Below are 22,211 nucleotides of genomic sequence, written 5' to 3'. Positions count from 1 at the left end.
GCACAATGGCCGGGCAGGCGCAGACGCGAGGAGGCAACGGTGACAACCGCTGGATCGCCCGTCCGGGGCCGCTCCACCCGGCAGCGTGCCGCCGTGGCGGCGGCGCTCGACGAGGTGACCGAGTTCCGCAGCGCGCAAGAGCTGCACGACATGCTCAAGCACAAGGGCGACTCGGTCGGACTCACCACCGTCTACCGCACGCTCCAGTCCCTCGCCGACGCCGGCGAGGTCGACGTCCTGCGCACCTCCGACGGCGAGTCCGTCTACCGGCGCTGCTCCAGCGGCGAGCACCACCACCACCTGGTCTGCCGCGTCTGCGGCAAGGCCGTCGAGGTGGAGGGCCCCGCGGTGGAGAAGTGGGCCGAGGCCATCGCCGCGGAGCACGGCTACGTGAACGTGGCGCACACGGTGGAGATCTTCGGCACGTGCGCGGAGTGCGCGTCGGCGAACGCCTGAGCCCTCTGCGGGGCGCGGACGCTCAGACGCGGGTCAGGTTGCGGTCGAGGATCGCCCGCAGCCTGTCGACGTCCTCGGGGGTGCGGACGGCCCGCTTGGGCAGCAGGGTCATGCCGTCGATGCTCTTGTCGGGGCCGAGCACGACGAAGACGCCCCTCGTCTCCCGGTAGCGGGGCTGGGCGGCCCACTCGCGCACCTTGGTGGATCTGTCCGTGGTCACGATCACCCCGGTGTTCGTGACGGTCACCCGGGACGTGCCGTGGGGCTCCGCCTCACGTTGCAGCCGACGGGCCCAGGACACCGGCACGGACCAGGCTATGCACAGGAATACGGGCAGCCCGCCCAACCGGATCGCCACCGACGTCATGTGGCCCTCGGACCACGAGATCGCGGCACTCACGAAGCTGGCGACGACGAAGTAGACGAACCACCAGAACCACTTCCGGCTCTCCCGGCCGACGCGCATCAGCGCCCGCACCGCCGACGTGAAGTCCTCGGCCGTCGGCCGGTACTCCAGCTCGACGGCATCCGCCCCGTGCGCCCACTCCAGCATCCCGTACGGCCCGTACGGCCCAGCACCCTCGACCACGGCCCCTCCCCAGTCCTGTGGTGATGGGCCGTGATCGTAGCGCCGGATTCGAACAATGCCACCGGGCAGCGGGTGTTACGACCCGTCGCCCCGCATCGCCTGCTCCATCGCGAGCAGCTGCTCGTTCGGGACGGCGCCGCCGAAGCGGCGGTCGCGCTGGGCGTACTCGACGCAGGCCCGCCACAGGTCACGCCGGTCGAAGTCGGGCCACAGCACGTCCTGGAAGACCATCTCGGCGTACGCGCTCTGCCAGATCAGGTAGTTCGAGGTGCGCTGCTCGCCGCTCGGGCGCAGGAACAGGTCCACGTCCGGCATGTCCGGGTAGTACATGTACTTCGAGAGGGTCTTCTCGTTGACCTTCGACGGGTCGAGCCGGCCCGCCTTCACGTCCTCGGCCATCGCCTGCGCCGCGTCGGCGATCTCGGCGCGGCCGCCGTAGTTCATGCAGAAGTACAGCGTGAGCGCGTCGTTGTCCTTGGTCTGCTCCTGGGCGATCTGGAGCTCCTTGGCGACCGACTTCCACAGCTTGGGCATGCGGCCCACCCAGCGCACCCGGATGCCGAGCTCGTCGAGGGTGTCGCGGGTCTTGCGGATGAAGTCGCGGTTGAAGTTCATCAGGAAGCGCACCTCGTCGGGCGAGCGCTTCCAGTTCTCGGTGGAGAAGGCGTACAGGGAGATGCTGCCGACGCCGACCTCGACCGCGCCCTGGAGCACGTCGAGCACGCGCTCGGCGCCGACCTTGTGCCCCTCGGTGCGCGGCAGCCCGCGCTCCTTGGCCCAGCGGCCGTTCCCGTCCATGACGATCGCCACGTGGTTCGGGACGAGCTCGCCGGGGAGTTTGGGCGCACGGGCACCGGAGGGGTGCGGCTCCGGCGCCTTGTACTCGCGGCGCCGGCCGCCCAGGATCCCGCGTACGACCATGTGCTTCTCGTCTCCCTCTTGCTCGCGTGCGCCGGGCGCCCGTCTCGTTCTGCCTGCTGTTCACTGCCGCGCTCGCGCGCTCTCGCCGCCCGGACCTCCGGGCGTCGCCTACTTCTCCACGTACCGCAAGGAACGCAGCCCGCGCTCCAGGTGCCAGTGCAGATAGGCCGACACCAGCCCGCTGCCCTCCCGGACGTACCGCGGCTCGCACGCGTCCGCGGTCTCCCAGTCTCCCGTGAGCAGCGCGCCGAGGAGTTCGAGGGCCTGAGGCGAGGGTACGACGCTGCCGGGCACCCGGCAGTCGGCGCATACGGTTCCTCCCGCGGCGACCGAGAAGAAGCGGTTCGGTCCCGGCATGCCGCATTTGGCACAGTCGCTGAAGCTGGGCGCGTAGCCGTTGACCGCGAGGGAGCGCAGCAGGAAGGCGTCGAGGACGAGGTGCGGCTCGTGCTCACCGCGGGCCAGGGTGCGGAGCCCGCCGACCAGCAGCAGGTACTGCTGCACCGCCGGCTCCCCCTCGTGGTCGGTGAACCGCTCGGCGGTCTCCAGCATCGCGGTTCCCGCGGTGTAGCGCGGGTAGTCGGTGACGATCCCGCCACCGTACGGGGCGATCGTCTCGCTCTGGGTGCACAGGGGAAGCCCGCGGCCGATCAGCTCGCTGCCCCGCGCGAAGAACTGCACGTCCACGTGGGAGAAGGGTTCGAGGCGCGCCCCGAACTTCGACTTGGTCCGGCGGACCCCGCGCGCCACCGCCCGTACGCGGCCGTGACCGCGCGTGAGCAGCGTGATGATCCGGTCCGCCTCACCCAGCTTCTGGGTGCGCAGCACGATGCCGTCGTCGCGGAACAGACTCATGCGGCCCATTCTCGCCTACGGCGCGCCCGGGCCGCCCCGGTGGTCCGAGGGGCCCGGGCTTCGGGAGGGGCCGCGCTTCAGGGCACCTCGCCACGGCTGCGGGCGTTGACGTACGCGGTCGCCGCGCTGATCCGCTCCGTCGGGGTCGCCTGCCGGACGGCCTCCGGCAGGCAGTCCCACTCCCTGCCGCCACCGAGCGGTCTGAGCTGCACGTACGGCCCCTCGTGCCCCATGACCACGCCGACCCTGCCGGTGCGGGTGTCGACGGCGCAGGAGCCGGTCGGCGGCGGCACCTCCCTCATCGCAGGGCCGCCGCGAGCCGGGCCGCGACCTCGACGGAGCAGCCGCCCAGGACGATCAGCGGGCAGGGTGTGTCGCGCGCCACACTCGCGAGGTCGACTCCCAGGGAGGGCAAGGTGATGCCGGCTCCCGCGAGCGCCGTCCGTAAATCCTGCACGGTTTCCTCCGCCTCTTCGACGCGGTGCGCCGAGTCCCGCCGACCGTCAGGCGGCGTGTGTACGTGGGGTCGTCCTTGCGCCGGTACGTGTGCTCGTGCGTGTTCTTCCCTCACCTTGCCCCACCGATCTGCCGTTTTCACGCTTCGCATCTCCATCGTGACGCTCCGCATCTAGAATCGGCAGGGTCCCGTCCGCTACAAGCGTGGTGCAGCGCAGAAGGGTTGGCCCATGGCCAACGGTTCGCGGCAGGCCGCCTGGGAGTTTTTCGGTTCAGAACTGAAACGACGCAGGGAGGACGCGGGTTTCACCCAAGTGGAACTGGGGGCTCGGGTTTTCGTCTCCGGGGGCTATATCGGCCAGTTCGAACAGGCCGTCCGGAAGCCTCAGTTGGACGTGGCCCAGCGCATCGACTCACTGCTGCGGAGCGACGGCTTCTTCGAGCGGATGTGGCACAAGCTCATCGACGACAAGCGGTACGCGGGGTACTTCGCGACGGTCGTCGAACTGGAGCGCACGGCGACGAGGATCGCGGAGTTCGCGCCCGCGCTGGTGCCGGGTCTTCTGCAGACGGCGGGGTATGCGCGGGCGGTGACGCTGGCCTCCAATCCGTTCGCCACGGACGAGTACGCGGAGGAGAAGGTGACCGCCCGGCTCGAACGGGCCCATGTCCTCGCCGACGCTACAAGGCCCTTGTATTGGGCGGTGCTGCACGAGAACGTGCTGCGCATCCCGGTGGGCGGGGCGGTGACGATGTCCGGACAGCTCGGCCATCTCACGGGTGTGGTGCGGGAGCGGAAGGCCGTCGTGCAGGTGATCCCGTACGCGGCCGGGGCGCACGCGCTCATGGCCGGGGACCTCCGGCTCATGGAGTTCGAGGACGCTCCGCCGACCGCCTATACGGAGACGTCCTTTTCGGGAACGCTCGTCGACGATCCGGCTGTGGTGAAGCGTGCGCAGCACACCTACGATCTGCTCAGGGCCGTCGCGCTGTCGCCCGAGGCGTCCCTAGCCCTGATCGAGGCGGCGGCGGAGGACTTCAGACGATGCGCGCCCATGACCTGAGCAACACCCACTGGCGCAAGAGCAGTCACAGCAACGGCGAGGGCGGCAACTGCCTCGAAGTCGCCGACGGAGTCCCGGGGCTCGTTCCCGTCCGGGACAGCAAGGTGCCCGACGGGCCCGTCCTGCTGATCGGCACGAACGCCTGGACCGCGTTCGTCGCCGGCGTCACGGGCTGAACCTCCGCGTCACCGGGCCGTGTCACCGGGCCGCGTCACGGGTCCGCGCCGACCGGTTCACCGACACCAGCCCCGCCTCGTACGCGATGATCACCAGCTGGACGCGGTCCCTGGCGTCCAGCTTCGAGAGCAGCCGGGTGAGGTACGTCTTCGCCGTGGCCACGCTGATGAAGAGCCGCTCGGCGATCTCCGCGTTGGACAGCCCGCTGCCGACCAGTGTCAGGACCTCGCGCTCGCGGTCGGTGACGCCTTTCAACTCGGAATGCTTGCCCACCATTTCGGGGCGGGCGGCGGTGAAGTCCTGGATGAGCCGGCGGGTGACGCCGGGGGCGATGAGCGCGTCCCCGGCGGCCACCACGCGGATCGCCCCGATGATGTCGTCCAGGCCCATGTCCTTGACCAGGAACCCGGACGCGCCGGCGCGCAGCGCCCCGTACACGTAATCGTCGTCGTCGAACGTGGTGAGGACGACGATCCGCGTCGGGCCCGTCGGCGCGGAGGTGTCCGCCGTGATCCGGCGGGTCGCCTCGATGCCGTTCATGCCGGGCATGCGGATGTCCATGACGACGACGTCGGGGCGCAGTTCTCCGGCGAGCGCCACCGCCTCCTCGCCGTTCTCCGCCTCGCCCACCACCTCGATGTCCTCGATGTCGGCGATGACCATGCGCAGGGCCGTGCGGATGAGCTGCTGGTCGTCGGCGAGGACCACGCGCACCGTCATCGGGCGCCCGCCCCGCCCGTGGCCGGGAGCGGGAGGCGGGCGCTCACCCGGAACCCGCCCTCGGGGCGCGGGCCCGCGGTGAACTCGCCGTGCAGCAGGGCGGCCCGCTCGCGCATGCCGATGAGACCGAACCCGGTGTCCGTGCCTCCGCCCCCGCCCCGGCCGTCGTCGGTGATCTCGACCGCGACCTCCGTGTCACGGTGGTCGACGGTCACCCGGCAGACGGTCGTCGCCGCGTGCCGCAGGACGTTGGTGACGGACTCCTGCACGATCCGGAACGCGGACAGGTCGATCTCCGGCGGGAGCCGGCGCCGCTCGCCGGTCCAGTGGACGTCCACGCGGACCCCGGCCGCGGTCGCCGCGGCGGCCAGCCGGTCGAGGTCGGCCAGGCCCTCGGCCGGGCGCAGCGGCACGGTCCGCGCGGTCCCCGCCCCGTCCTCGCCGGGAGGGGCCGTCTCCGCGGCGCCGTGTTCCCGGGACCGGCCCCGCGGGTCCACGTCGCCGTCGCCGCCCGGATCCCCCGAGGGGCGGCGCCGCTCGCCCCCGTCCGTCCGGGCCTCCTGGTCCCCGTGGTCCGCCTCGCGCAGTGCGACGAGCATGCGGCGAAGCCCGGCGAGGGTCTCGCGGCCGGCCGTCTCGACCGCCGTCATCGCCTCGCGGGCGGCGTCCGGCTGGGTGTGCGCGACCCGGGCCGCCGCGCCCGCCTGGAGGGCGATGATGCCGATGCTGTGGGCGACCATGTCGTGCATCTCCCGGGCTATGCGCAGGCGTTCGTCGGTGACGGCCTGGCCCGCCGCCCGGGTCCGCAGTTGTTCGGCGTGGACACGGGTGCGGTGGGTGGCGTCGCCGAGCAGCCAGGAGACGACGACGGTCAGCGCCACGGTCAGCTCGACGAGGGTGTCGATTCCCCAGCCCTGCAACAGCCGTACCGACAGCCAGGCGACCAGGACGGCGAGCGCCATGGCGAGTCCGACGGCTCCGGTGCGGCGGGGCCGGGTGGCCGCGATGAAGTAGAGGGCGACGTCGACGGCCAGGTACTGGGCGAGCTGGATCGCTCCGACGCCGAGGTTGACGGTGAACAGGGCGCCCGCCGCGAGCAGGAGGCTCAGGGCGGCGAGGGGCCGGCGCCCGAGCCAGGCGCTGCCGGCCAGGGCCAGGCCGCAGGCCACGGTCAGGAACAGCATCCCGTTCCAGCGGTAGAACTGGGCGGCGGCCAGTTCGTTGGGCCCGCTCTGGCCGGGCAGCCGGATCCGCGCGAGGAACGTGAACACGGTGCTGGCGCACCAGGCCAGGACCACCCAGGCGCCGGGCGGAACACGTCTGAGCGAGGGGAGCGACGGCGTGACATGCATGTGCCCGATCGTAGGCAGGCGGTGCGGCCGGGGCATCGGACCGTGGACGTACGACCGGGGTCGACACGGGACATGACGAACGCATGTGCCCGTGATCGCTGGTGCGGGTGACGGTGGGGGAAGGGGGTACGGGTGTGCGTTGCTCGCACGTACGGTCCTGGTGTGCGGGGCGGAACGCCGCCCGTGGCGTGGGTGGGGAGGGGAGGGGTATGGCGGTCACCGTGGTGAGGGAACCGGGCGCTGCCGGTGGGCATGCCCGTTACACCTTCCGGCTCCGGGTGTCCGCCACGGGCCGGGCCGCGCTGGAGGCGGAGTGGGGGCGCTGCCGGTGGATCTGGAACGAGTGCGTGGCCAGGTCCAGGGCGGTGCACCTGCACAACAAGGCGCACCCTCAGGACAGGTGGACGTGCGGTCCCGCGCAGCTCGACAGGATGCTGACCGGGGCCCGCGCCCGCATTCCGTGGCTGGCCGGGGGCTCCTCGGTGGTGCAGCAGCAGACCGTCCGCGACTTCGCCAAGGCCCGTGCGAAGGCGCAGAAGGACGTCAAGGACCGGCTGCCGGTGCACCGCCGTGCTGGGATGCCCCGGCACAAGAAGAAGCGCGAGGCACTGCCCACGCTGAACCACACCAGGCGTGGATTCCGGCTGAAGGGCGGGCGCCTGCACCTCGCGGGCAAGATCGTGCTGACGGTGGTGCGGTCGCGGGACCTGCCGTCCGACCCGTCCTCGGTGCGCGTGTACCAGGACGCGCTGGGGCACTGGTACTGCTCGTTCGTCGTGCCTGCCCACGTGCAGCCACTGCCGAAGACGGGCCGCGTGCTCGGCGTGGACTGGGGGTGAAGGAGACCGCCACCACCACCTCCGACACGCATGACCTCCCGCACGCCCAGCACGGGAAGAAGGCTCGGCACAAGCTCTCGCGGTACGACCGGATGACGGCCCGCCGCAGACCGAAGAAGGGCCAGGCCGCCTCGAAGGGCTACCGCGAGGCGAAGAGGTGGCGGGCGAAGACCTACGCGAAGATCGCCCGCCAGCGGCAGGACACGGCCCGTAAATGGGCGAAGAAGGTCGTGACCGACCACGACGCCGTCGCTGTCGAGGACTTCCGCCCGAAGTTCCTCGCCAGGTCGTCGATGGCACGCAAGGCGGCGGACGCCGCGATCGGCGCCACGAAGAAGGCCCTGGTCGAAATGGGCCGCAAGCACGGACGGGACATCCGCCTCGTGCACCCCGCGCACACCACCATGGACTGCGCACAGTGCGGAGCGAGAACCAAGCACGCTCCCCCACTGCCTTAAAGGCGTGGGGGGACCCCCACCCGCTGTCCGAACGCACCTACACCTGCAACGCGTGCGGAGCCGTGTCCCCCAGGGACAAGAACTCCGCCCGCGTGATGCTCCACCGGGCTGGTCTCAACCCGGCTGGCGCCGAGGGCACAAGACCCCCGGGAGCGCCGCTCCCGGAGGCAGCCTGAGCCAGAAATCCCCTCCCCTTCAGGGCGGGGAGGATTCAAGGACGTGTCCGTGGCCGTGCACGCGGGAGGCGGCGTCCTGCGCTTCCGGGCGACACGGCCGTAGGGAGCTCAGAGGGCCTGATCAGTCGCGGGTGCCGAAGCGGCGTACGTACGCGCGCTGCCACGGCGTCTCCACCGCGTGCCGGTCGTAGTGCCGGCGCACGTACGCCACCGCTTCCTCCGGCGGCACCCCGTCAAGGACGGCGACGCAGGCCAGGGCCGTGCCGGTGCGGCCCCGGCCGCCGTGGCAGGCGATCTCGACGCGTTCACCGGCGGCCCGCTCCCACGCCCGGGCGATGACCTCGCGGGCCTCCGCCCGGTCGGCGGGCAGCCGGAAGTCGGGCCAGCGCAGCCAGTGGGCCTCCCAGGGGACCTGGGGCGGCTCCTTGCCGAGCAGGTACACGGCGTACGCGGGCTCGGGGCCGCCGTCGGCCGGGAGCGGCCGGCGCAGTCCCCGGCCCCGGATCAGCCGGCCGGAGGGCAACGCCAGCACCCCCGCGCCGTCCGCGTCCCAGGTGCCGCCGCCGGCCCGGGAAGCGGGCGAGGAGTCGGGCTGGATGTCGGTCATGCGGCCAGCCTAGGCCGGACACCGGTACGAAGGCGGCTCGGGAGAAACGCCTGGCCGAAAGCGGTCTCGTTTCAGCCCACGCCGCGGGAGCCCTGGGCGGCACGTGCCTCGATGCCCCGGAAGTGGTCGGCCATCGCGCGCCGGGCACCCTCGACGTCCTGTACCCGCAGGGCGTCGAGGATGTCCCGGTGGCGGCGGGCCGTGACCTCCGGGGTGATGTCGTCGGTCCAGCCGCGCACCGCGGCGACCCGCCGGAAGACGGTCCAGAACGCGCCGAGCAGCTGGGGGACGAGCGGGTTGCCGAGCGAGGCGTACAGCAACTCGTGGAACCTGATGTCGAGTTCGGGAAAGGAGCGGCCCTCGTCGCCCGCCGTCTCCATCTCCGCGACGACGGCTTCGAGCCGGTCCAGCTCCTCCTCGGTCAGCACTTCGGCCACCCGGCTTATCAGGCCCTCCTCCAGCACCTCGCGGACCTGGAGGATCTCGGCCAGTGCCCCGGTCGGATCGTCCGGACGGGCGAGCGTACGGAAGGTCAGCCCGTCGACGAACGGCGACATGGACGCCTCACCCACATAGGTGCCGTAGCCGTGCCGGATCTCGACTATGTCGAGCGCCTGAAGGGCCTTGAGCGCCTCGCGGACCGAATTGCGGCTCACCCCGAGATCGTTCATCAGCTCGGTCTCGGTGGGCAGCGGCGCACCGGCCGGAAGCCCCTGGTCGAGGATCAGCTGCATGACCTCGCGCTGGATCTGGCTGCTCACCCGGCGCTCGGGCCGGCGCCGGCTCCCGGTCTCCTCAGGCATGCGCCGCATCGTACGCTCGCTGGACATCGGACGTCCCACCTCCGGGCTGATCAAACGCCAAGTCTCGGCCAACTACCCCTGTTTCATACCGCCATTGGTCGCGCCTGTGGAAGATACGCCATTCGTGTGCGGGCCCTTGACCCCCTCCGCGCCCTTTCCTATGGTCGCGCTGCCCCCCCATGACGTAGGACGTCGTATCTCCTGTGTCCCGGGGCGGCCGTACCGACCGCTCGACCGCCCCACCGGACCGTTCAACTGGACCACTCCTTGCTGGAGGAACCGTGCGCGACGTGAACCCCGCTCCGGCGCCGCACCGCCGGTCGTTCCTGAAGTACACCGGGGCCCTGGGCGCGGCCGCCGCCCTCTCCTCGACGCTCGGCGCCTGCTCGTCCGGACCGGAGTCGACGAACGACACCGGCGGTCCGGGCAGCGGACGGAACGCCACGCTGACGGCCGTGATCGGCTACGGGAACGACGGGAGCTGGGACCCGACGCAGACCGCTTCCGCCTTCTGCATGGCGGCCAACAACCACATCTACGAGGGCCTGCTCGACACCGACCCGATCTCCCGCGAGCCCTACGCGGCGCTCGCCACCCGGGTGCCGGCCGACCTCACCGGCACGTCCTGGAAGTTCACGCTGCGGGCGGGAGCCACGTTCCACGACGGGAAGCCGGTCACCGCCGACGACGTGGTCTTCGTCTTCGACCGGATCCTCGACCCGAAGACCCAGACCCTCGCCAAGGGCTTCTTCGCCCCCTGGCTGAAGGAAGTGCGCAAGCTCGACGCGCGGAACGTCGAGCTGGTCCTCAGGTTCCCCTTCCCCGAGGGGATCTCCCGGCTCACCCTGGCGAAGATCATGCCGAAGCACGTCTTCTCGCAGCTGGGTGCCTGGGACGACGCGATCAAGGGCAAGGCGATCGGTTCGGGGCCCTACCGGCAGACCGCGCACCACCCGAAGTCCAACACGACGTTCGAGGCGTTCGCCGCCTACAACGGTCCGCGCAGGGCCGCCTTCAAGAAGATGAACTGGCTGACCATAGTGGACGCCGCGCCCCGCGTCGCGAAGATCTCCGGGGCGAGCGCCGGGGCCCAGATCGCCGACAACGTCCCGTACGCCAACATCGCGCGGCTCCGCGAGGGCGGCATGACCGTCCAGGGCGGGGCGGGCATGAACAACCTGTTCCTGATGTTCAACACGGCGCGCAAGCCGTTCGACGACGTGCGCGTCCGTCAGGCCCTGCACTACGCCATCGACACCGGCAAGATGGTCGAGGTTGCGCTCAAGGGCCACGGGAAGCCGTCGAGTTCCTTCCTCAACGAGGCCAACCCCTCCTACCGGCCCGCGAAGACCGTCTACGCCTACGACCCGGAGAAGGCGAAGAAGCTCCTGAAGGCGGCCGGGGTCGAGAAGCTGAAGATCGAGATCATGTCGGTGAACGTGAGCTGGATCGTCGACTGCCTGCCGACCGTCAAGGCCTCCTGGGACGCGATCGGCGTGGAGACGACGCTCGCCCCGCAGGAGACCACGGCCGTGTTCACCAAGATGGACCAGAAGCAGGACTACCAGGTCGTCGCCGCCGCCTCGAACCCCAACCAGTTCGGCCTCGACGCCGACCTGATCATGCACTACAACTACGGCCCCCAGAACCTGTGGATGGGCTACGCCCGCTGGGCCGGCGACCCGGTCGCCAGGCAGCTCTTCAAGGACATGGACCGGGCGACGCGGGAACCGGACGCCGACAAGAAGAAGGCGATGATCCAGGACTACATCGACGTCGTCGCCGAACAGGCCGTGCTCTACCCGGTCGTGCACAACGAGCTGATGACGGCCTGGAACCCGCGCCGCCTCGCGGGGATAAGGCCGCAGCCCTATCCGGGCATCAACCTGCTCCAGGCCAAGTGGGCCTAGGCGACAGAGGAGTCCGTACGTGGTCACCGTCGTCAGGATCCTGCTGCGCCGTATCGCGCTGCTCGTGCCGCTGATGCTCGGGATCGTCCTGTTCGTGTTCCTGGTGATGAGGTTCTCGGACGTCGATCCGGCGTCCGCGTTCTTCCAGGGAGCCAACCCGACCCCCGAGCAGCTGCACGACTTCAGGGAGGAGAACGGGCTGCTCGATCCGCTGCCCGTGCGCTACGTCCACTTCGTGGGGGACCTGGCGCACGGCGACATGGGCACCAGCGCGCTGACCCGGGCGCCGGTCGTCGAGCAGGTCACCACCGCGCTGCCGCTCACGCTCCAGCTCACCTTCCTGGGGCTCGGCATCGCGGTGGTGCTGGCGCTGATCGGCGGGGTCACGGCCGCGATCCACCGCGACCGGCTGCCCGACCAGATCATCCGGGTGGTGTCCCTGACCGGGGTCGCCGCACCGGGCTTCTGGCTGGCGCTGCTGATGATCCAGTACCTCGCCGTCGACCGGGGCTGGTTCCCGACCGGCGGCTACGTCAACCCGGCCGACTCGCTGTCCGGCTGGCTGAAGACCATGGCGCTGCCGGCGCTCGCGCTCTCCCTGCCGGTCGCCGCCCAGCTCACCCGGACCGTGCGCACCTCCGTGGTCGAGGAGCTCGACAAGGACTACGTCCGCACCGCGATCGGCAGCGGGCTGCCGCCCCGGGTGGTCGTCGGCCGCAACGTCCTGCGCAACGCCCTGATGAACCCGCTCACCGTGCTGGGCCTGCGCGTGGGCTATCTGCTCGGCGGGGCGGTCGTCATCGAGACGATCTTCTCGCTGCCCGGCATGGGCAAGCTGATGATCGACGCCGTGCAGAACGGCGACCCCGCCGTCGTGCAGGGCGTCGTCCTGACCACGGCCGTCGGCTTCGTGGTCGTGAACCTCGCCATCGACATCCTGTACCTGCTGGTCAACCCACGACTGAGGGAAGCGGCCTGATGTTCACGCGGAAGGATCTCGCGGGTGCCCTCGCCCGGCCCGGCGTCCGGCTGCGCGGCTGGCACAGGCTGCCGCCGCTGTCGCGGATCGCGGTCTGCTTCCTGGCCGTGGTCCTGGTGACGGCGGTGTTCGCCCCGCTGCTCGCGCCGCACGACCCGCTCGACCAGCAGCCCCAGGCGGACGGCACCGGGCATCCGTCGGCGGACCACTGGATGGGGCAGGACAGCCTCGGCCGGGACATCCTCAGCCGGCTGATGTACGGGGCGCGCTGGTCCCTGGCCATCGGGCTCGGCGCCACCGCCCTCGCCCTGGTCGTGGGAGCGCTGATCGGCGCGGTCGCCGCGACCTCGCGGGGGGCGGTCGACGAGACGCTGATGCGCGCCCTGGACGTGGTGATGGCGTTCCCCGGCATCGCGCTCGCCGCCGTGCTCGTCGCCGTGTTCGGCGGCGGCATCACCGTCCTGATCTGCGCGATCGCGTTCCTGTTCACCCCGCCCGTCGCCCGGGTCGTCCGGGCGAACGTCCTCTCCCAGTACGGCGAGGACTACGTCACCGCCGAGCGGGTGATCGGCGCCCGCACCCCGCACATCGTGCTCCGGCACGTGGCCGTCAACTGCGCGGCCCCGGTCCTGGTGTTCTGCACCGTGCAGGTCGCCGAGGCGATCGTGTTCGAGGCGTCGCTGTCCTTCATCGGCGCCGGTGTGCGGCCCCCGGACCCGTCCTGGGGCAGTGTCATCGCCGACGGCAAGAACATGGTGCTGACGGGCGGCTGGTGGGCCACCGTCTTCCCCGGACTGCTGATGCTTCTCACCGTGCTGTCGCTGAACGTCCTCTCCGAGGGCGTCTCCGACGCATGGGCCGCGCCGGCCGCCCGCGCGGTGTCCGTGCCGCCCGCCGAGGACCGGCTCGAAGCCCCGGAGCCGGGCGGCGGCACGGTCGTCGAACTGCCCGGCCTCGCCGGGGCCGCGGCCCGGCTGCGCGCGCGGGCCCGGCCGCCCGTCACGGGCGGGCAGCCCGTTCTCTCCGTCGAGCGCCTGGCCATCGGCTTCGACGACCGGCACGGCGGTGTCGACATCGTCGACGGCATCGGCTTCGAGGTGTACCCGGGTGAAGTACTCGGCCTGGTGGGCGAGTCGGGCTGCGGGAAGTCGCTGACGGCCCTGACGGTGATGGGCCTGGAACCGAAGGGCGCCCGGGTGCGCGGCCAGGTCCGGTTCCACGGACGGCAGCTGCTCGGCGAGCCGATGCGGGTACGGCGCCGGCTGCTCGGCCACGAGATGGCAATGGTCTACCAGGACGCGCTGTCCTCCCTGAACCCGGCGATGACGATCAGGGCGCAGCTGGGGCAGGTGGTACGGCGGGGCGGCAGGCGCACGGCGGCCGAGCTCCTGGCCCTGGTCGGCCTCGACCCCGAGCGGACCCTGCGCAGTTACCCCCACGAGCTCTCCGGGGGCCAGCGCCAGCGCGTGCTGATCGCGATGGCGCTGTCCCGCGAGCCCGCGCTGATCGTCGCGGACGAGCCGACGACGGCCCTGGACGTCACGGTCCAGGCGCAGGTCATGGAGCTGCTGCTGCGGCTGCGGGCGGAGCTGGACTTCGCCCTGGTCCTCGTCTCGCACGACCTGGCGCTGGTCTCGGCGGTCACCGACCGGGTGGTCGTGATGTACGGCGGGCAGATCGTCGAGACGGGGGTGACGGCGGACCTGGTGGAGTTCCCGGCCCACCACTACACGCGCGGGCTGCTGGGCAGCGTCCTGTCGCTGGAGTCGGCGGCCGAGCGCATGACGCAGATCAGGGGGGTCGTCCCCTCCCCCGCCGACTTCCCGGCCGGCTGCCGGTTCGCCGACCGCTGTCCGACGGCGGACGGGACGTGCCGGACGACGGCGCCGGACCTGATCGGCACCCCCACGCACACGGCGGCCTGCCACCACCCGGCCGTCGACCTGGTGACCACGGAGAGCGAGGCCGTGAAATGAGCACGTCCCCGGCACAGGCGCTCGTCCGGCTCACCGACGTGCACGTCGTCCACAAGGCGCGCAGCGGCGGTGTGTTCACCCGGGACCGGGTGTACGCGCTGACGGGCGCCGATCTCGTGGTCGCGCCCGGCGAGACGATCGGCGTCGTCGGCGAGTCGGGCTGCGGGAAGTCGACCCTGGCGAAGGTGCTGGTGGGAGTGCAGCGGCCGACCTCGGGCACGGTGGCCTTCGGCGGCCGTGACCTGTGGTCCCTGGGGCCGGACGAGCGGCGCACGGCCGTCGGCGCCGGCACGGGCATGATCTTCCAGGACCCCTCGACGGCCCTGAACCGCCGGATGCCCGTGCGCCGGATCCTGCGCGACCCGCTGGACGTGCACCGGCGCGGCGGCGCGGCCGAACGGGCCGACCGGGTGGACGAGTTGATGTCCCTGGTCGGGCTGCCCCGGGCGCTCGCGGACGCGTTGCCGGGCCAGCTCTCCGGCGGCCAGCGCCAGCGGGTGGCGATCGCCCGCGCCCTGGCCCTGGACCCCGGTCTCGTGGTGGCCGACGAGCCGACGAGCGCGCTGGACGTGTCGGTGCGCGCGCAGATCCTCAACCTCCTGCTGGATCTGAAGGAACGCCTCGGTCTGGCACTGGTGTTCGTGTCCCACGACATCCAGACGGTGCGCCGGATGAGCGACCGGGTGGTCACGATGTACCTGGGCCGGATCGTCGAGGAGTCCCCGGCCGGCGAGGTCACCGAGGGCTCCCGTCACCCGTACACCCGGGCGCTGTTCTCGGCGACCCCGGGCCTGCTGGACCCCGTCGAACCGATCCCGCTGACCGGGCCCGTCCCCTCGGCGACGCGCCCGCCGAGCGGCTGCCCGTTCCGCACCCGCTGCTGGAAGGCGGACGCGCGGTGCGCGACCCGGATGCCGGAGTTCACGGCCGCGTCGGCGCCCGGCCACCGCTTCCGGTGCCACCATCCTGTCGAGGAGGGCCGGGCGACGCGCACCCTCGTCGCGCAGGCCGAGTCCGCCGCCGTGGCCGACGTTCCGTTCCAGCAGCACATCCGGGAGCCCTCATGACCTTCCCCGCCCCGCTGACCGGTGTCGTACCGCCCGTCTGCACGCCCCTGACACCGGACCGCGAGGTGGACGTCCCGTCGCTCACCCGGCTGATCGACCATCTGGTGGACGCAGGGGTGCACGGCCTGTTCGTCCTCGGCTCGACGTCCGAGGTGGCCTATCTGACGGACGCCCAGCGCAGGCTCGTGGTGGAGACGACGGTGGCGCACGTCGCCGGCGGGCTCCCCGTCCTGGCCGGCGCGATCGACATGACCACGCCCCGCGTCCTGGACCACGCGCGCGCCGCCCGTGCCGCGGGCGCGGACGCGATCGTCGTCACGGCCCCCTTCTACACGCGCACCCATCCCGCCGAGATCGACCGGCACTTCCGTACGATCGCCGCCCGCGCCCCGCTCCCCCTGTTCGCGTACGACCTGCCGGCCTCCGTCCACACCAAGCTGAGCCCCGAACTGGTCCTCGAACTGGCCTCCGACGGTGTCCTGGCGGGCCTGAAGGACTCCAGCGGCGACCTCGGCGGCTTCCGGGCGGTCGTCACCGGCGTCCGCGGGCGCCCCGGCGCCGGCGGCTTCAGCGCGCTCACCGGCTCCGAGGTGGTCGTCGACTCGGCGCTGGCCCTCGGGGCGGACGGCGTGGTCCCCGGCCTCGCCAACGTCGACCCGGTGGGCTACGTGCGGCTGTACGAGCTGTGCGCGGCGGGCGACCAGCGGCGGGCGCGGGCGGAGCAGGAGCGGCTGTGCGAGCTGTTCGGCGTGGTGGGCGTCGGCGACCCGGCCCGGATGGGCGGCAGTTCCTCGGCGCTCGGCGCCTTCAAGGCCGCGCTGCACCTGCGGGGCGTCATCGACTGCCCCGCGACGGCGGAACCCCAGGTGCCGCTGTCGCAGGACGAGGTCGAACGGGTCGGGAAGTACCTGGCCTCGGCGGGGCTGCTCTGAGCCGCCCGGGCGGCTGAACTACCCGAGCGGCCCGCTCAGCGGCAGCCGCCGGAACTCGATGGTCTCGTACGGGCCCGCGTCGCCGGTCTCGTAGAGGACGCCGACCCGGAAGGCGCCGAGCTGGACGAGGTCCGAGTAGGCGGCCCGCCGCGTGGACAGCGTGGCCGCCCTCGTGAAGTCCGCGCCCGCGGTCGTGCTGCGCCAGACGGCCATGGACTGCCGGGCGGTGGGGACGGACGGGCCCGAGAAGAGGAGCGGGGCGGAGCGGCCGGTGAGCTGGAGGACGCTGCCCTGGACGACGGGGACGTCGTTCAGGGACGGCTGGACGGCGAAGGGGCGGTCCAGGGTCTCGGCGCCGTCGCTGGAGTAGGAGTCGAGGCGGTTGCCCGTGCTCGTGCCGTTCTGGTCGCGGGAGGTGAAGTAGAGCCTGCCGTCGGGGAGTTCGGCCACCGAACTCTCGTTGGCGTTGTCGGTGCCGTCGTAGGAGTCGTCGACGAAGCCGAGCCGCCAGGTGCGCCCGCCGTCGTCGCTGTAGAGGGCGTGCGCCCCGTAGTACCTGGCCTCCTGGCCGGTGTCCGCGGAGCCGGCGGGCGGGGCGGCGGAGTGGTTGGCGGGCACGACCAGGCGCCCCGCGTGCGGTCCGTGGCGCAGCGCGATCGCGTGGCCGGGCCCGGTGGCGTACCAGCGCCAGTCCGGCCGCTTCACCTGGTCCGTGATGTCCCGCGGGGCGGTGAAGTGCCGCCCGTCGTCGCGGCTGGTCTGGACGAAGACGCGTCGGCTCCGCTCCGCCGTGACCTCGCCGCGCATGATCTGCGCCTCGGTCACCGCACCGCTGTTGTAGGACGTGAGCAGGACGATCCGCCCGGTCCTCGGGTCCACCACCGGCGCCGGGTTGCCGCGGGTGTCGCCGTCCCCGGAGGCGACGACCCGCACCGGACTCCAGGTGCAGCCGCCGTCGAAGGAGCGCTTGAGGACGACGTCGATGTTCCCGGTGTCGCCCGCCCCGCTGCGCCGCCCCTCGGCGAAGGCGAGCAGCGTGCCCGCCCCGGTCGTGACGGTCGCCGGGATGCGGTAGGTGTCGTAGCCGTCCTGGCCCGATGTGTACGGGACGGAGGAGGCGCAGTCCCCGCCGCCCCGGGGCGCGGCCGAGGCGGCGTGGCCGGTGGCGACGAGCGCGGTGAGGAGTCCGGTGGCGGCGGCGAACGCGAGCGTGCGGCTCATGCTGGTCATGACACTCCCTGGCTGCGTCGGACACGGGGCGACCGCGTCGGGCACGGGACGACATGGGACGTGGGACGTCCTGGTGAACCTAATGCGCCCGGGGTGCCGCGGCAATGTCCGTGCCGTCACGGCGTGTTGACCGGGCGTCAGCCGTTCCGGCCGCGCCCGGGGCCGCCGCGGCCCGGGCCCGGGTCCCGGCTCTCGGCCGCCGCCGGGTCAGGCCCGGCCCACGTCTCCCGGGGTCACCAGGCCCGACTCGTACGCCACGATGACGAGCTGGGTCCGGTCGCGGGCGCCCAGCTTGCCCATGATGCGGCTGACATGGGTCTTCGCGGTGAGCGGACTGAGCCCCAACGCCGCCGCGATCTCGGTGTTGTTGAGGCCGCGCGCGACCAGGGTGAGCACCTCGCGCTCGCGCTCGGACAGCCCCTCGGGGCCGCCCACGGCGAGCGCGGGAACGGCGGGGGCGCGCAGGAAGCGGGCGACCAGGCGGGCGGTGGGGCCCGGCGAGAGCAGCGCGTCCCCGGCGGCCACCGTGCGGATCGCGTCGAGGAGTTCGGCGGGCCGGGTGTCCTTCACCAGGAAGCCGGAGGCGCCCGCGCGCAGCGCCTCCACGATGTGCTCGTCGGTGTCGTACGTGGTGAGCACGAGCACGCGGACCCCGGCGAGGTTCTCGTCGGCGGCGATGAGCCGGGTCGCCTCGATGCCGTCCAGGTCGGGCATGCGGATGTCCATCACGACGAGGTCGGCGCACCCCGTGCGGGCCAGCTCGACGGCCTCCCGTCCGGTGGCCGCCTGCCCGACCACCTCCATGTCCCGCGCCGACTCCACGAGCATGGCGAACGCGGCCCGTACGAGGTTCTGGTCGTCGGCGAGGACCACGCGGATGGTCATCGCGGCCCGTCCTCTCCCTGCTCGGCCACGGCCACGGGAGCGGTGCCGGGAGCGGGTACGGCCCCGGGTTCCCGCGCGGGGTCGCTGTCGCGCCCGGTCCCGGGATCCCGTACGGGCCGGGAAGCCTCCGGCGCTCCGGACGGGCCCGGCGTTCCGTAGGGAGCCGCTGCCCCGGACGGGCCCGGACCGTCCGCCGGTGTCCGCGGGTCAGGCTCCGTCCGCCGCTCCGGCACCGGCGGCCGATCGGGCTCCGTCCGCGGGCCGGGCTCCGGCCGCTGGTCCGGTACCGCCGTGCGCAGGGGCAGGACGGCCAACACCGCGAACCCGCCCTCCTCGCGCGTCCCGGTCTCCACGGTGCCGCCCACGCTGCGGGCCCGCTCCCGCATCCCCACCAGGCCGAAGCCGGGCGGCCCGCCCGTGTCCCCGGCGCCGTCGTCCGTGACCCTCACGCGCAGCACCCAGCCGTCCGTGTCCAGCTCCACGCGGACACGCGCCCCGGGGCCGGCGTGCCGTACCGCGTTGGTCAGCGCCTCCTGGACGATGCGGTAGGCGGCGGCGCCCACCGCGCTGGGAACACTCTCGGCCGCCGGCACGGACGACGCCTCCACGTCCGTACCCGCCGAACGGGCCGCCGCCACCAGATCGGCCACGCCGTCGAGGCCGGGCAGCGGGCCCCGGGTGTCGCCGCCGCCGTGCTCGGTGTCGCGCAGCACCTCCAGCGTGCTCCGCAGTTCGCCGCGCGCGCTCCGGCAGGTCTCGGAGATGTCGTCGAGCGCCTCGGCGACGGCCGTGCGGTCCAGGCGTTCGGGGTCGGCGGCCAGGACGTGCGCGGCGACGGAGGTCTGCACCCCGATCAGGGTGATGCTGTGGGCGAGCAGGTCGTGCAGGTCCCGGGCGATGCGCAGCCGCTCCTCGGCGACCCTGCGGCGGGCCTCCTCCTCGCGGGTGCGCTCGGCGCGCTCGGCGCGTTCGACGACCGAGGCGAGGTACTGCCCGTGCACCCGGGCGTACACGCCGAGCACGATGAACGCGACGATCCAGCCGGTGATGCGCAGCGCCTCGGTGCCCTCGGCGGCGCCCTTCTCGAACTTGACCGTGAGCATGATGCCGATGACACCGCCGCCGACGATCAGGGAGCGCAGCGGGCTCCCTGTGACGGCGACGGTGAACAGCGCGGTCATCGAGACGAGCAGCGGCGGATTGTGGTCGAAGTCGAGTGCGTGGTACGGGGCGACGCAGGCGACGAGCCCGAGGAACGCGGCGAGCGGGGCACGTCGCCGGAAGACCACAGGAAGGTGGGTGGCGACCAGCAGGGTCCAGCCGAGCGCGTCCAACCGCCGGCCGTCCATCGGCACGATGAGCGCCACGGCGGTGTCGAGGATCAGCAGCACGCCCGCGAGCAGCGCGTCCTGGCGCAGGACCCGCGCCGGGTCGGTGGTGCCCCGGTGTCCGAAGCCCATGAGGTGCAGCATGCGTTTGACGTCCACCGCTTCATCTTCCGTGAGGGGGGCGCCCCCGTGGGAGGCGGGGGCGCCCGGTGTCCGTTGTCCGGCGGGTACGGGTCAGCCGACGGGGACGGGGTCCTGCCGTCCGGCCTCCTCGGTGTCCGGCTCGCGGGAGAGGCCGCCCGGCCACCACACCTTCCGGCCCAGTGCCACGCTCGCGCTGGTCACCAGGTACGTACGGACGAGGAAGGTGTCGAGCAGCACTCCGACCGAGATGACGAAGCCGAGCTCGACGAGCTGGAGGAGCCCCATGTTCATGAGGACCGCGAAGGTGGCCGCGAGGACGAGCCCGGCCGAGGCGATCACGCCTCCGGTGGTGCGCAGGGCGGTGAGCGCGGCGGCGGCCGGTTCGGCGCCGGAGAGGGACTCCTCGCGCATCCGGTGCATGAGGAAGATCCCGTAGTCGACGCCGAGGGCGACCAGGAAGACGAAGGACAGCAGGCCGAGGCCGGGGTCGGTCCCCTCGAACCCGAACAGCGGGCCGAAGACGAGGCCGCCGATGCCGAGGGACGCGCCCCACACCGCGACGACGGCGGCGACGAGCAGCAGCGGTGCCACGAGCGAGCGCAGCAGCAGGATCAGGATCAGCAGCACCGAGACGAGCACGATCGGGACGACGACGAGCCGGTCGCGGGCGTTGGTGTCCTGGAGGTCGAGCTGCTCGGCGCTCGGGCCGCCGACGTACGATCCGTCGAGGTCGGCCCGCAGGGCCTTGATCGTGGCGGTCTCGGCGGCCGACTGCGGGGCGCCGCGCGCGATGACGGAGATCTCGGTCCAGCCTCCGCCGCCGCGTCCGCGTTCGGCGCTCGCGACCCCGGTGTTCCCGCGCACGGCGGAGAGCGTGGCGTCCGCGCGTCCGGTGGGGGTGATCACGGTGATCGGCTGGGTGCCCTGCCCCGGGTAGGCGCGGGCGAGGGTCTCCATGGCGGTGACCGAGTCGGGCCGGTGGACGAAGGAGTCCTCCTGCTTGAGCGCTCCCGGCAGGTTCAGGGTGCCGAGGGCGAGCGCTCCGAGCAGGGCGGCTCCGCTCGCCAGGACGACGAGCGGCCTGCGGCCGGCCGAGGACCCCATGGCGGCGAACAGGCTCCGCCGCTGCCGCGGCTCGCTGCCGTAGGCCGGGACGAGCGGCCAGAACACCCGCCGCCCGAGCAGGACGAGCACGGCGGGCAGCAGGGTCAGCATGGCGACGAGGGCGCAGAGCACGCCGACGGTGCCGGTCGGGCCCATGCCGCGGCTGCTGTTGAGGTCGGCGGCGAGCAGGCAGAGCAGTCCGGCCGCGACGGTCCCGGAGGAGGCGAGCACGGCGGGCCCGCAGCCGCGCAGGGCCTCCTTCATGGCGTCGTAGGGCCGCTCCACGCGCCGCAGTTCCTCGCGGTAGCGGGAGATGACCAGCAGGGCGTAGTCGGTTCCGGCGCCGAAGACGAGGATCGTCATCACACCCGAGCTCTGGCCGGAGACGCTGGTGCCGAACGCCTGGTTCAGTCCGTAGGCGACGCCCATCGACAGATAGTCGGCGACGCCCGCGACGGCGAGCGGTACGAGCCACAGCAGCGGGCTGCGGTAGATGAGGATCAGCAGGACGGCGACGACGGCGACGGTGGTGTAGAGCAGCGGTCCGCCGAGCGAGTCGTAGACCTCGCCCGCGTCGGTGGCCAGGGCGCCGGGTCCGCCGACGACGACGCTCATCCCGTCCGTGTCCCGGGCCACGTCGCGGACGTCGTTCACGAACGCGTCGCGCTTCTCCTCGTCGGTGCCGGGCGCGTTGCTGGCGAGGGGGTACATCAGGGTGGTGCCGTCGGAGGACGGCACGGCCCTGGGGGTTTCGGTGAGCGGGTTCGCCCGGGTGATCGCGGCGACCTGGCGGGCCGCGGTGTCCCGGTCGGCCTGCCGGAGCCCTCCGTCGCGGTGGTAGACGAGCACCAGCTCGGTGGTCTCGCCGCCGGGCAGTTGGTCCTCGATCTTCGCGACCTGTGTGGAGTCGGCGCTCGACGGCAGATAGTCGACGGCACGGTCGTGCTGCACGTCGGACAGCTTCGCGGCGAACGGGCCGACGACGGCCAGCAGTCCGATCCACAGCGCGAGCACCGCCCACGGCACGGCCCGCCGCCGCGATCGCGTACTTGTCTCTCCGGCCCCCATGGACAGGGCCTCCCTTCGGTCCGGATGTCTGGTTTCCGGGTTCCAGACTTCCGGGCCCAAGGGCCCCTTTCGTCGCCCGCGGGAGCGAGCCGGGTCCTACTGCCCCGGGTGTGCC

The 22,211-nt window shown here is 72.5% G+C and carries 20 protein-coding genes and 2 pseudogenes; 9 read left to right on the top strand and 13 right to left on the bottom strand.

Features of this window, described 5'->3' with window-relative positions:
- The first annotated feature begins 39 nt into the window (after positions 1 to 39).
- Positions 40 to 456: a Fur family transcriptional regulator gene (locus ACFW6B_RS09630; protein ID WP_386593822.1), complete on the top strand. Its 417-nt coding sequence runs from the start codon at positions 40 to 42 to the stop codon at positions 454 to 456.
- Positions 457 to 478: 22 nt separating this feature from the next.
- Here the strand turns inward: ACFW6B_RS09630 and ACFW6B_RS09625 are convergent, their stop codons facing one another.
- The 5 genes from ACFW6B_RS09625 to ACFW6B_RS09605 all read right to left on the bottom strand — a co-directional run bounded on the left by ACFW6B_RS09625 (position 479) and on the right by ACFW6B_RS09605 (position 3,278).
- Positions 479 to 1,045 carry a hypothetical protein gene (locus tag ACFW6B_RS09625; protein WP_386593820.1) on the bottom strand — a complete coding sequence of 189 codons (567 nt, stop codon included), beginning with the start codon at positions 1,043 to 1,045 and terminating at the stop codon, positions 479 to 481.
- Between the two features lie 75 nt (positions 1,046 to 1,120).
- Positions 1,121 to 1,966 (bottom strand): isoprenyl transferase, encoded by an 846-nt coding sequence (locus ACFW6B_RS09620; RefSeq protein ID WP_386593818.1) that lies wholly within the window; start codon positions 1,964 to 1,966, stop codon positions 1,121 to 1,123.
- A gap of 108 nt (positions 1,967 to 2,074) precedes the next feature.
- A complete protein-coding gene (recO, locus tag ACFW6B_RS09615; RefSeq protein ID WP_386593816.1) occupies positions 2,075 to 2,821 on the bottom strand; it encodes a DNA repair protein RecO in 747 nt (248 codons plus the stop codon).
- 77 nt (positions 2,822 to 2,898) lie between these two features.
- Entirely contained in the window at positions 2,899 to 3,123 is a 225-nt protein-coding gene (locus ACFW6B_RS09610; RefSeq protein WP_386593813.1) for a hypothetical protein, read from the bottom strand.
- Positions 3,120 to 3,278 (bottom strand): hypothetical protein, encoded by a 159-nt coding sequence (locus ACFW6B_RS09605; protein WP_386593811.1) that lies wholly within the window; start codon positions 3,276 to 3,278, stop codon positions 3,120 to 3,122. Before ACFW6B_RS09605 ends, ACFW6B_RS09610 begins: the two co-directional genes overlap by 4 nt.
- 229 nt (positions 3,279 to 3,507) lie before the next feature.
- Between ACFW6B_RS09605 and ACFW6B_RS09600 the strand changes: the two genes are divergently transcribed.
- Together ACFW6B_RS09600 and ACFW6B_RS09595 are read left to right on the top strand one after the other, a co-directional pair.
- Entirely contained in the window at positions 3,508 to 4,341 is an 834-nt protein-coding gene (locus ACFW6B_RS09600; RefSeq protein ID WP_386593809.1) for a helix-turn-helix domain-containing protein, read from the top strand.
- A complete protein-coding gene (locus ACFW6B_RS09595) occupies positions 4,323 to 4,517 on the top strand; it encodes a DUF397 domain-containing protein (protein ID WP_386593806.1) in 195 nt (64 codons plus the stop codon). Before ACFW6B_RS09600 ends, ACFW6B_RS09595 begins: the two co-directional genes overlap by 19 nt.
- A 22-nt stretch (positions 4,518 to 4,539) precedes the next feature.
- Here ACFW6B_RS09595 and ACFW6B_RS09590 read toward each other — a convergent pair whose 3' ends face one another.
- Both ACFW6B_RS09590 and ACFW6B_RS09585 read right to left on the bottom strand, forming a co-directional pair.
- Positions 4,540 to 5,238, bottom strand: a complete 699-nt coding sequence (locus tag ACFW6B_RS09590; RefSeq protein WP_386593804.1) for a response regulator — start codon at positions 5,236 to 5,238, stop codon at positions 4,540 to 4,542.
- Positions 5,235 to 6,590, bottom strand: coding sequence for a sensor histidine kinase (locus ACFW6B_RS09585; protein ID WP_386593802.1), 1,356 nt, complete (start codon positions 6,588 to 6,590; stop codon positions 5,235 to 5,237). Before ACFW6B_RS09585 ends, ACFW6B_RS09590 begins: the two co-directional genes overlap by 4 nt.
- A gap of 209 nt (positions 6,591 to 6,799) precedes the next feature.
- Between ACFW6B_RS09585 and ACFW6B_RS09580 the strand changes: the two are divergent.
- Positions 6,800 to 8,063: pseudogene (locus ACFW6B_RS09580) on the top strand (RNA-guided endonuclease InsQ/TnpB family protein).
- A 121-nt stretch (positions 8,064 to 8,184) separates the two neighbouring features.
- Here the strand turns inward: ACFW6B_RS09580 and ACFW6B_RS09575 are convergent.
- Complete coding sequence (locus ACFW6B_RS09575; RefSeq protein ID WP_386593801.1) at positions 8,185 to 8,670, bottom strand: protein-tyrosine phosphatase family protein; 486 nt, start codon at positions 8,668 to 8,670, stop codon at positions 8,185 to 8,187.
- A gap of 71 nt (positions 8,671 to 8,741) precedes the next feature.
- Positions 8,742 to 9,482, bottom strand: a complete 741-nt coding sequence (locus tag ACFW6B_RS09570) for a FadR/GntR family transcriptional regulator (protein ID WP_386593915.1) — start codon at positions 9,480 to 9,482, stop codon at positions 8,742 to 8,744.
- A gap of 272 nt (positions 9,483 to 9,754) precedes the next feature.
- On the opposite strand from ACFW6B_RS09570, the gene ACFW6B_RS09565 reads away from it, so the two are divergent.
- From ACFW6B_RS09565 to ACFW6B_RS09545, 5 genes are read left to right on the top strand one after another with little or no spacing between them, the layout of a single operon-like run.
- Positions 9,755 to 11,383: an ABC transporter substrate-binding protein gene (locus tag ACFW6B_RS09565; protein WP_386593799.1), complete on the top strand. Its 1,629-nt coding sequence runs from the start codon at positions 9,755 to 9,757 to the stop codon at positions 11,381 to 11,383.
- Between the two features lie 19 nt (positions 11,384 to 11,402).
- Positions 11,403 to 12,362, top strand: coding sequence for an ABC transporter permease (locus ACFW6B_RS09560; RefSeq protein WP_386593797.1), 960 nt, complete (start codon positions 11,403 to 11,405; stop codon positions 12,360 to 12,362).
- Complete coding sequence (locus ACFW6B_RS09555) at positions 12,362 to 14,338, top strand: dipeptide/oligopeptide/nickel ABC transporter permease/ATP-binding protein (protein ID WP_386593794.1); 1,977 nt, start codon at positions 12,362 to 12,364, stop codon at positions 14,336 to 14,338. The genes ACFW6B_RS09560 and ACFW6B_RS09555 overlap by 1 nt, the downstream gene beginning before the upstream one ends.
- Positions 14,335 to 15,405, top strand: coding sequence for an oligopeptide/dipeptide ABC transporter ATP-binding protein (locus tag ACFW6B_RS09550; RefSeq protein WP_386593792.1), 1,071 nt, complete (start codon positions 14,335 to 14,337; stop codon positions 15,403 to 15,405). The genes ACFW6B_RS09555 and ACFW6B_RS09550 overlap by 4 nt, the downstream gene beginning before the upstream one ends.
- The gene (locus ACFW6B_RS09545; RefSeq protein WP_386593790.1) at positions 15,402 to 16,337 is read left to right on the top strand and encodes a dihydrodipicolinate synthase family protein; all 936 of its coding nucleotides are present in this window, start codon (positions 15,402 to 15,404) and stop codon (positions 16,335 to 16,337) included. Before ACFW6B_RS09550 ends, ACFW6B_RS09545 begins: the two co-directional genes overlap by 4 nt.
- Positions 16,338 to 16,355: 18 nt before the next feature.
- On the opposite strand, the gene ACFW6B_RS09540 is transcribed toward ACFW6B_RS09545, so the two are convergent.
- The 4 genes and pseudogenes from ACFW6B_RS09540 to ACFW6B_RS09525 all read right to left on the bottom strand — a co-directional run bounded on the left by ACFW6B_RS09540 (position 16,356) and on the right by ACFW6B_RS09525 (position 22,096).
- Complete coding sequence (locus ACFW6B_RS09540) at positions 16,356 to 17,567, bottom strand: exo-alpha-sialidase (protein ID WP_386593788.1); 1,212 nt, start codon at positions 17,565 to 17,567, stop codon at positions 16,356 to 16,358.
- A 207-nt stretch (positions 17,568 to 17,774) separates the two neighbouring features.
- The gene (locus ACFW6B_RS09535) at positions 17,775 to 18,452 is read right to left on the bottom strand and encodes a response regulator (RefSeq protein WP_386593786.1); all 678 of its coding nucleotides are present in this window, start codon (positions 18,450 to 18,452) and stop codon (positions 17,775 to 17,777) included.
- A gap of 296 nt (positions 18,453 to 18,748) precedes the next feature.
- Positions 18,749 to 19,924, bottom strand: a pseudogene (locus ACFW6B_RS09530) (sensor histidine kinase); the annotation flags it as partial.
- A gap of 90 nt (positions 19,925 to 20,014) precedes the next feature.
- Positions 20,015 to 22,096: an MMPL family transporter gene (locus ACFW6B_RS09525; RefSeq protein ID WP_386593784.1), complete on the bottom strand. Its 2,082-nt coding sequence runs from the start codon at positions 22,094 to 22,096 to the stop codon at positions 20,015 to 20,017.
- Positions 22,097 to 22,211 lie beyond the last annotated feature (115 nt).

Source organism: Streptomyces sp. NPDC058751, from assembly GCF_042746485.1.
Taxonomy (GTDB): Bacteria; Actinomycetota; Actinomycetes; order Streptomycetales; family Streptomycetaceae; genus Streptomyces.
This window is presented reverse-complemented; position numbering and strand designations above follow the sequence as displayed.

What these genes read in the sequence shown, in the direction of transcription:
- ACFW6B_RS09620 (WP_386593818.1), bottom strand. Translation starts at nt 1,966, where the DNA reads ATGGTCGTACGCGGGATCCTGGGCGGCCGGCGCCGCGAGTACAAGGCG.
- recO (WP_386593816.1), bottom strand. Translation starts at nt 2,821, where the DNA reads ATGAGTCTGTTCCGCGACGACGGCATCGTGCTGCGCACCCAGAAGCTG.
- ACFW6B_RS09610 (WP_386593813.1), bottom strand. Translation starts at nt 3,123, where the DNA reads ATGAGGGAGGTGCCGCCGCCGACCGGCTCCTGCGCCGTCGACACCCGC.
- ACFW6B_RS09600 (WP_386593809.1), top strand. Translation starts at nt 3,508, where the DNA reads ATGGCCAACGGTTCGCGGCAGGCCGCCTGGGAGTTTTTCGGTTCAGAA.
- ACFW6B_RS09595 (WP_386593806.1), top strand. Translation starts at nt 4,323, where the DNA reads ATGCGCGCCCATGACCTGAGCAACACCCACTGGCGCAAGAGCAGTCAC.
- ACFW6B_RS09590 (WP_386593804.1), bottom strand. Translation starts at nt 5,238, where the DNA reads ATGACGGTGCGCGTGGTCCTCGCCGACGACCAGCAGCTCATCCGCACG.
- ACFW6B_RS09585 (WP_386593802.1), bottom strand. Translation starts at nt 6,590, where the DNA reads ATGCATGTCACGCCGTCGCTCCCCTCGCTCAGACGTGTTCCGCCCGGC.
- ACFW6B_RS09575 (WP_386593801.1), bottom strand. Translation starts at nt 8,670, where the DNA reads ATGACCGACATCCAGCCCGACTCCTCGCCCGCTTCCCGGGCCGGCGGC.
- ACFW6B_RS09570 (WP_386593915.1), bottom strand. Translation starts at nt 9,482, where the DNA reads ATGCGGCGCATGCCTGAGGAGACCGGGAGCCGGCGCCGGCCCGAGCGC.
- ACFW6B_RS09555 (WP_386593794.1), top strand. Translation starts at nt 12,362, where the DNA reads ATGTTCACGCGGAAGGATCTCGCGGGTGCCCTCGCCCGGCCCGGCGTC.
- ACFW6B_RS09550 (WP_386593792.1), top strand. Translation starts at nt 14,335, where the DNA reads ATGAGCACGTCCCCGGCACAGGCGCTCGTCCGGCTCACCGACGTGCAC.
- ACFW6B_RS09545 (WP_386593790.1), top strand. Translation starts at nt 15,402, where the DNA reads ATGACCTTCCCCGCCCCGCTGACCGGTGTCGTACCGCCCGTCTGCACG.
- ACFW6B_RS09540 (WP_386593788.1), bottom strand. Translation starts at nt 17,567, where the DNA reads ATGACCAGCATGAGCCGCACGCTCGCGTTCGCCGCCGCCACCGGACTC.
- ACFW6B_RS09535 (WP_386593786.1), bottom strand. Translation starts at nt 18,452, where the DNA reads ATGACCATCCGCGTGGTCCTCGCCGACGACCAGAACCTCGTACGGGCC.
- ACFW6B_RS09525 (WP_386593784.1), bottom strand. Translation starts at nt 22,096, where the DNA reads ATGGGGGCCGGAGAGACAAGTACGCGATCGCGGCGGCGGGCCGTGCCG.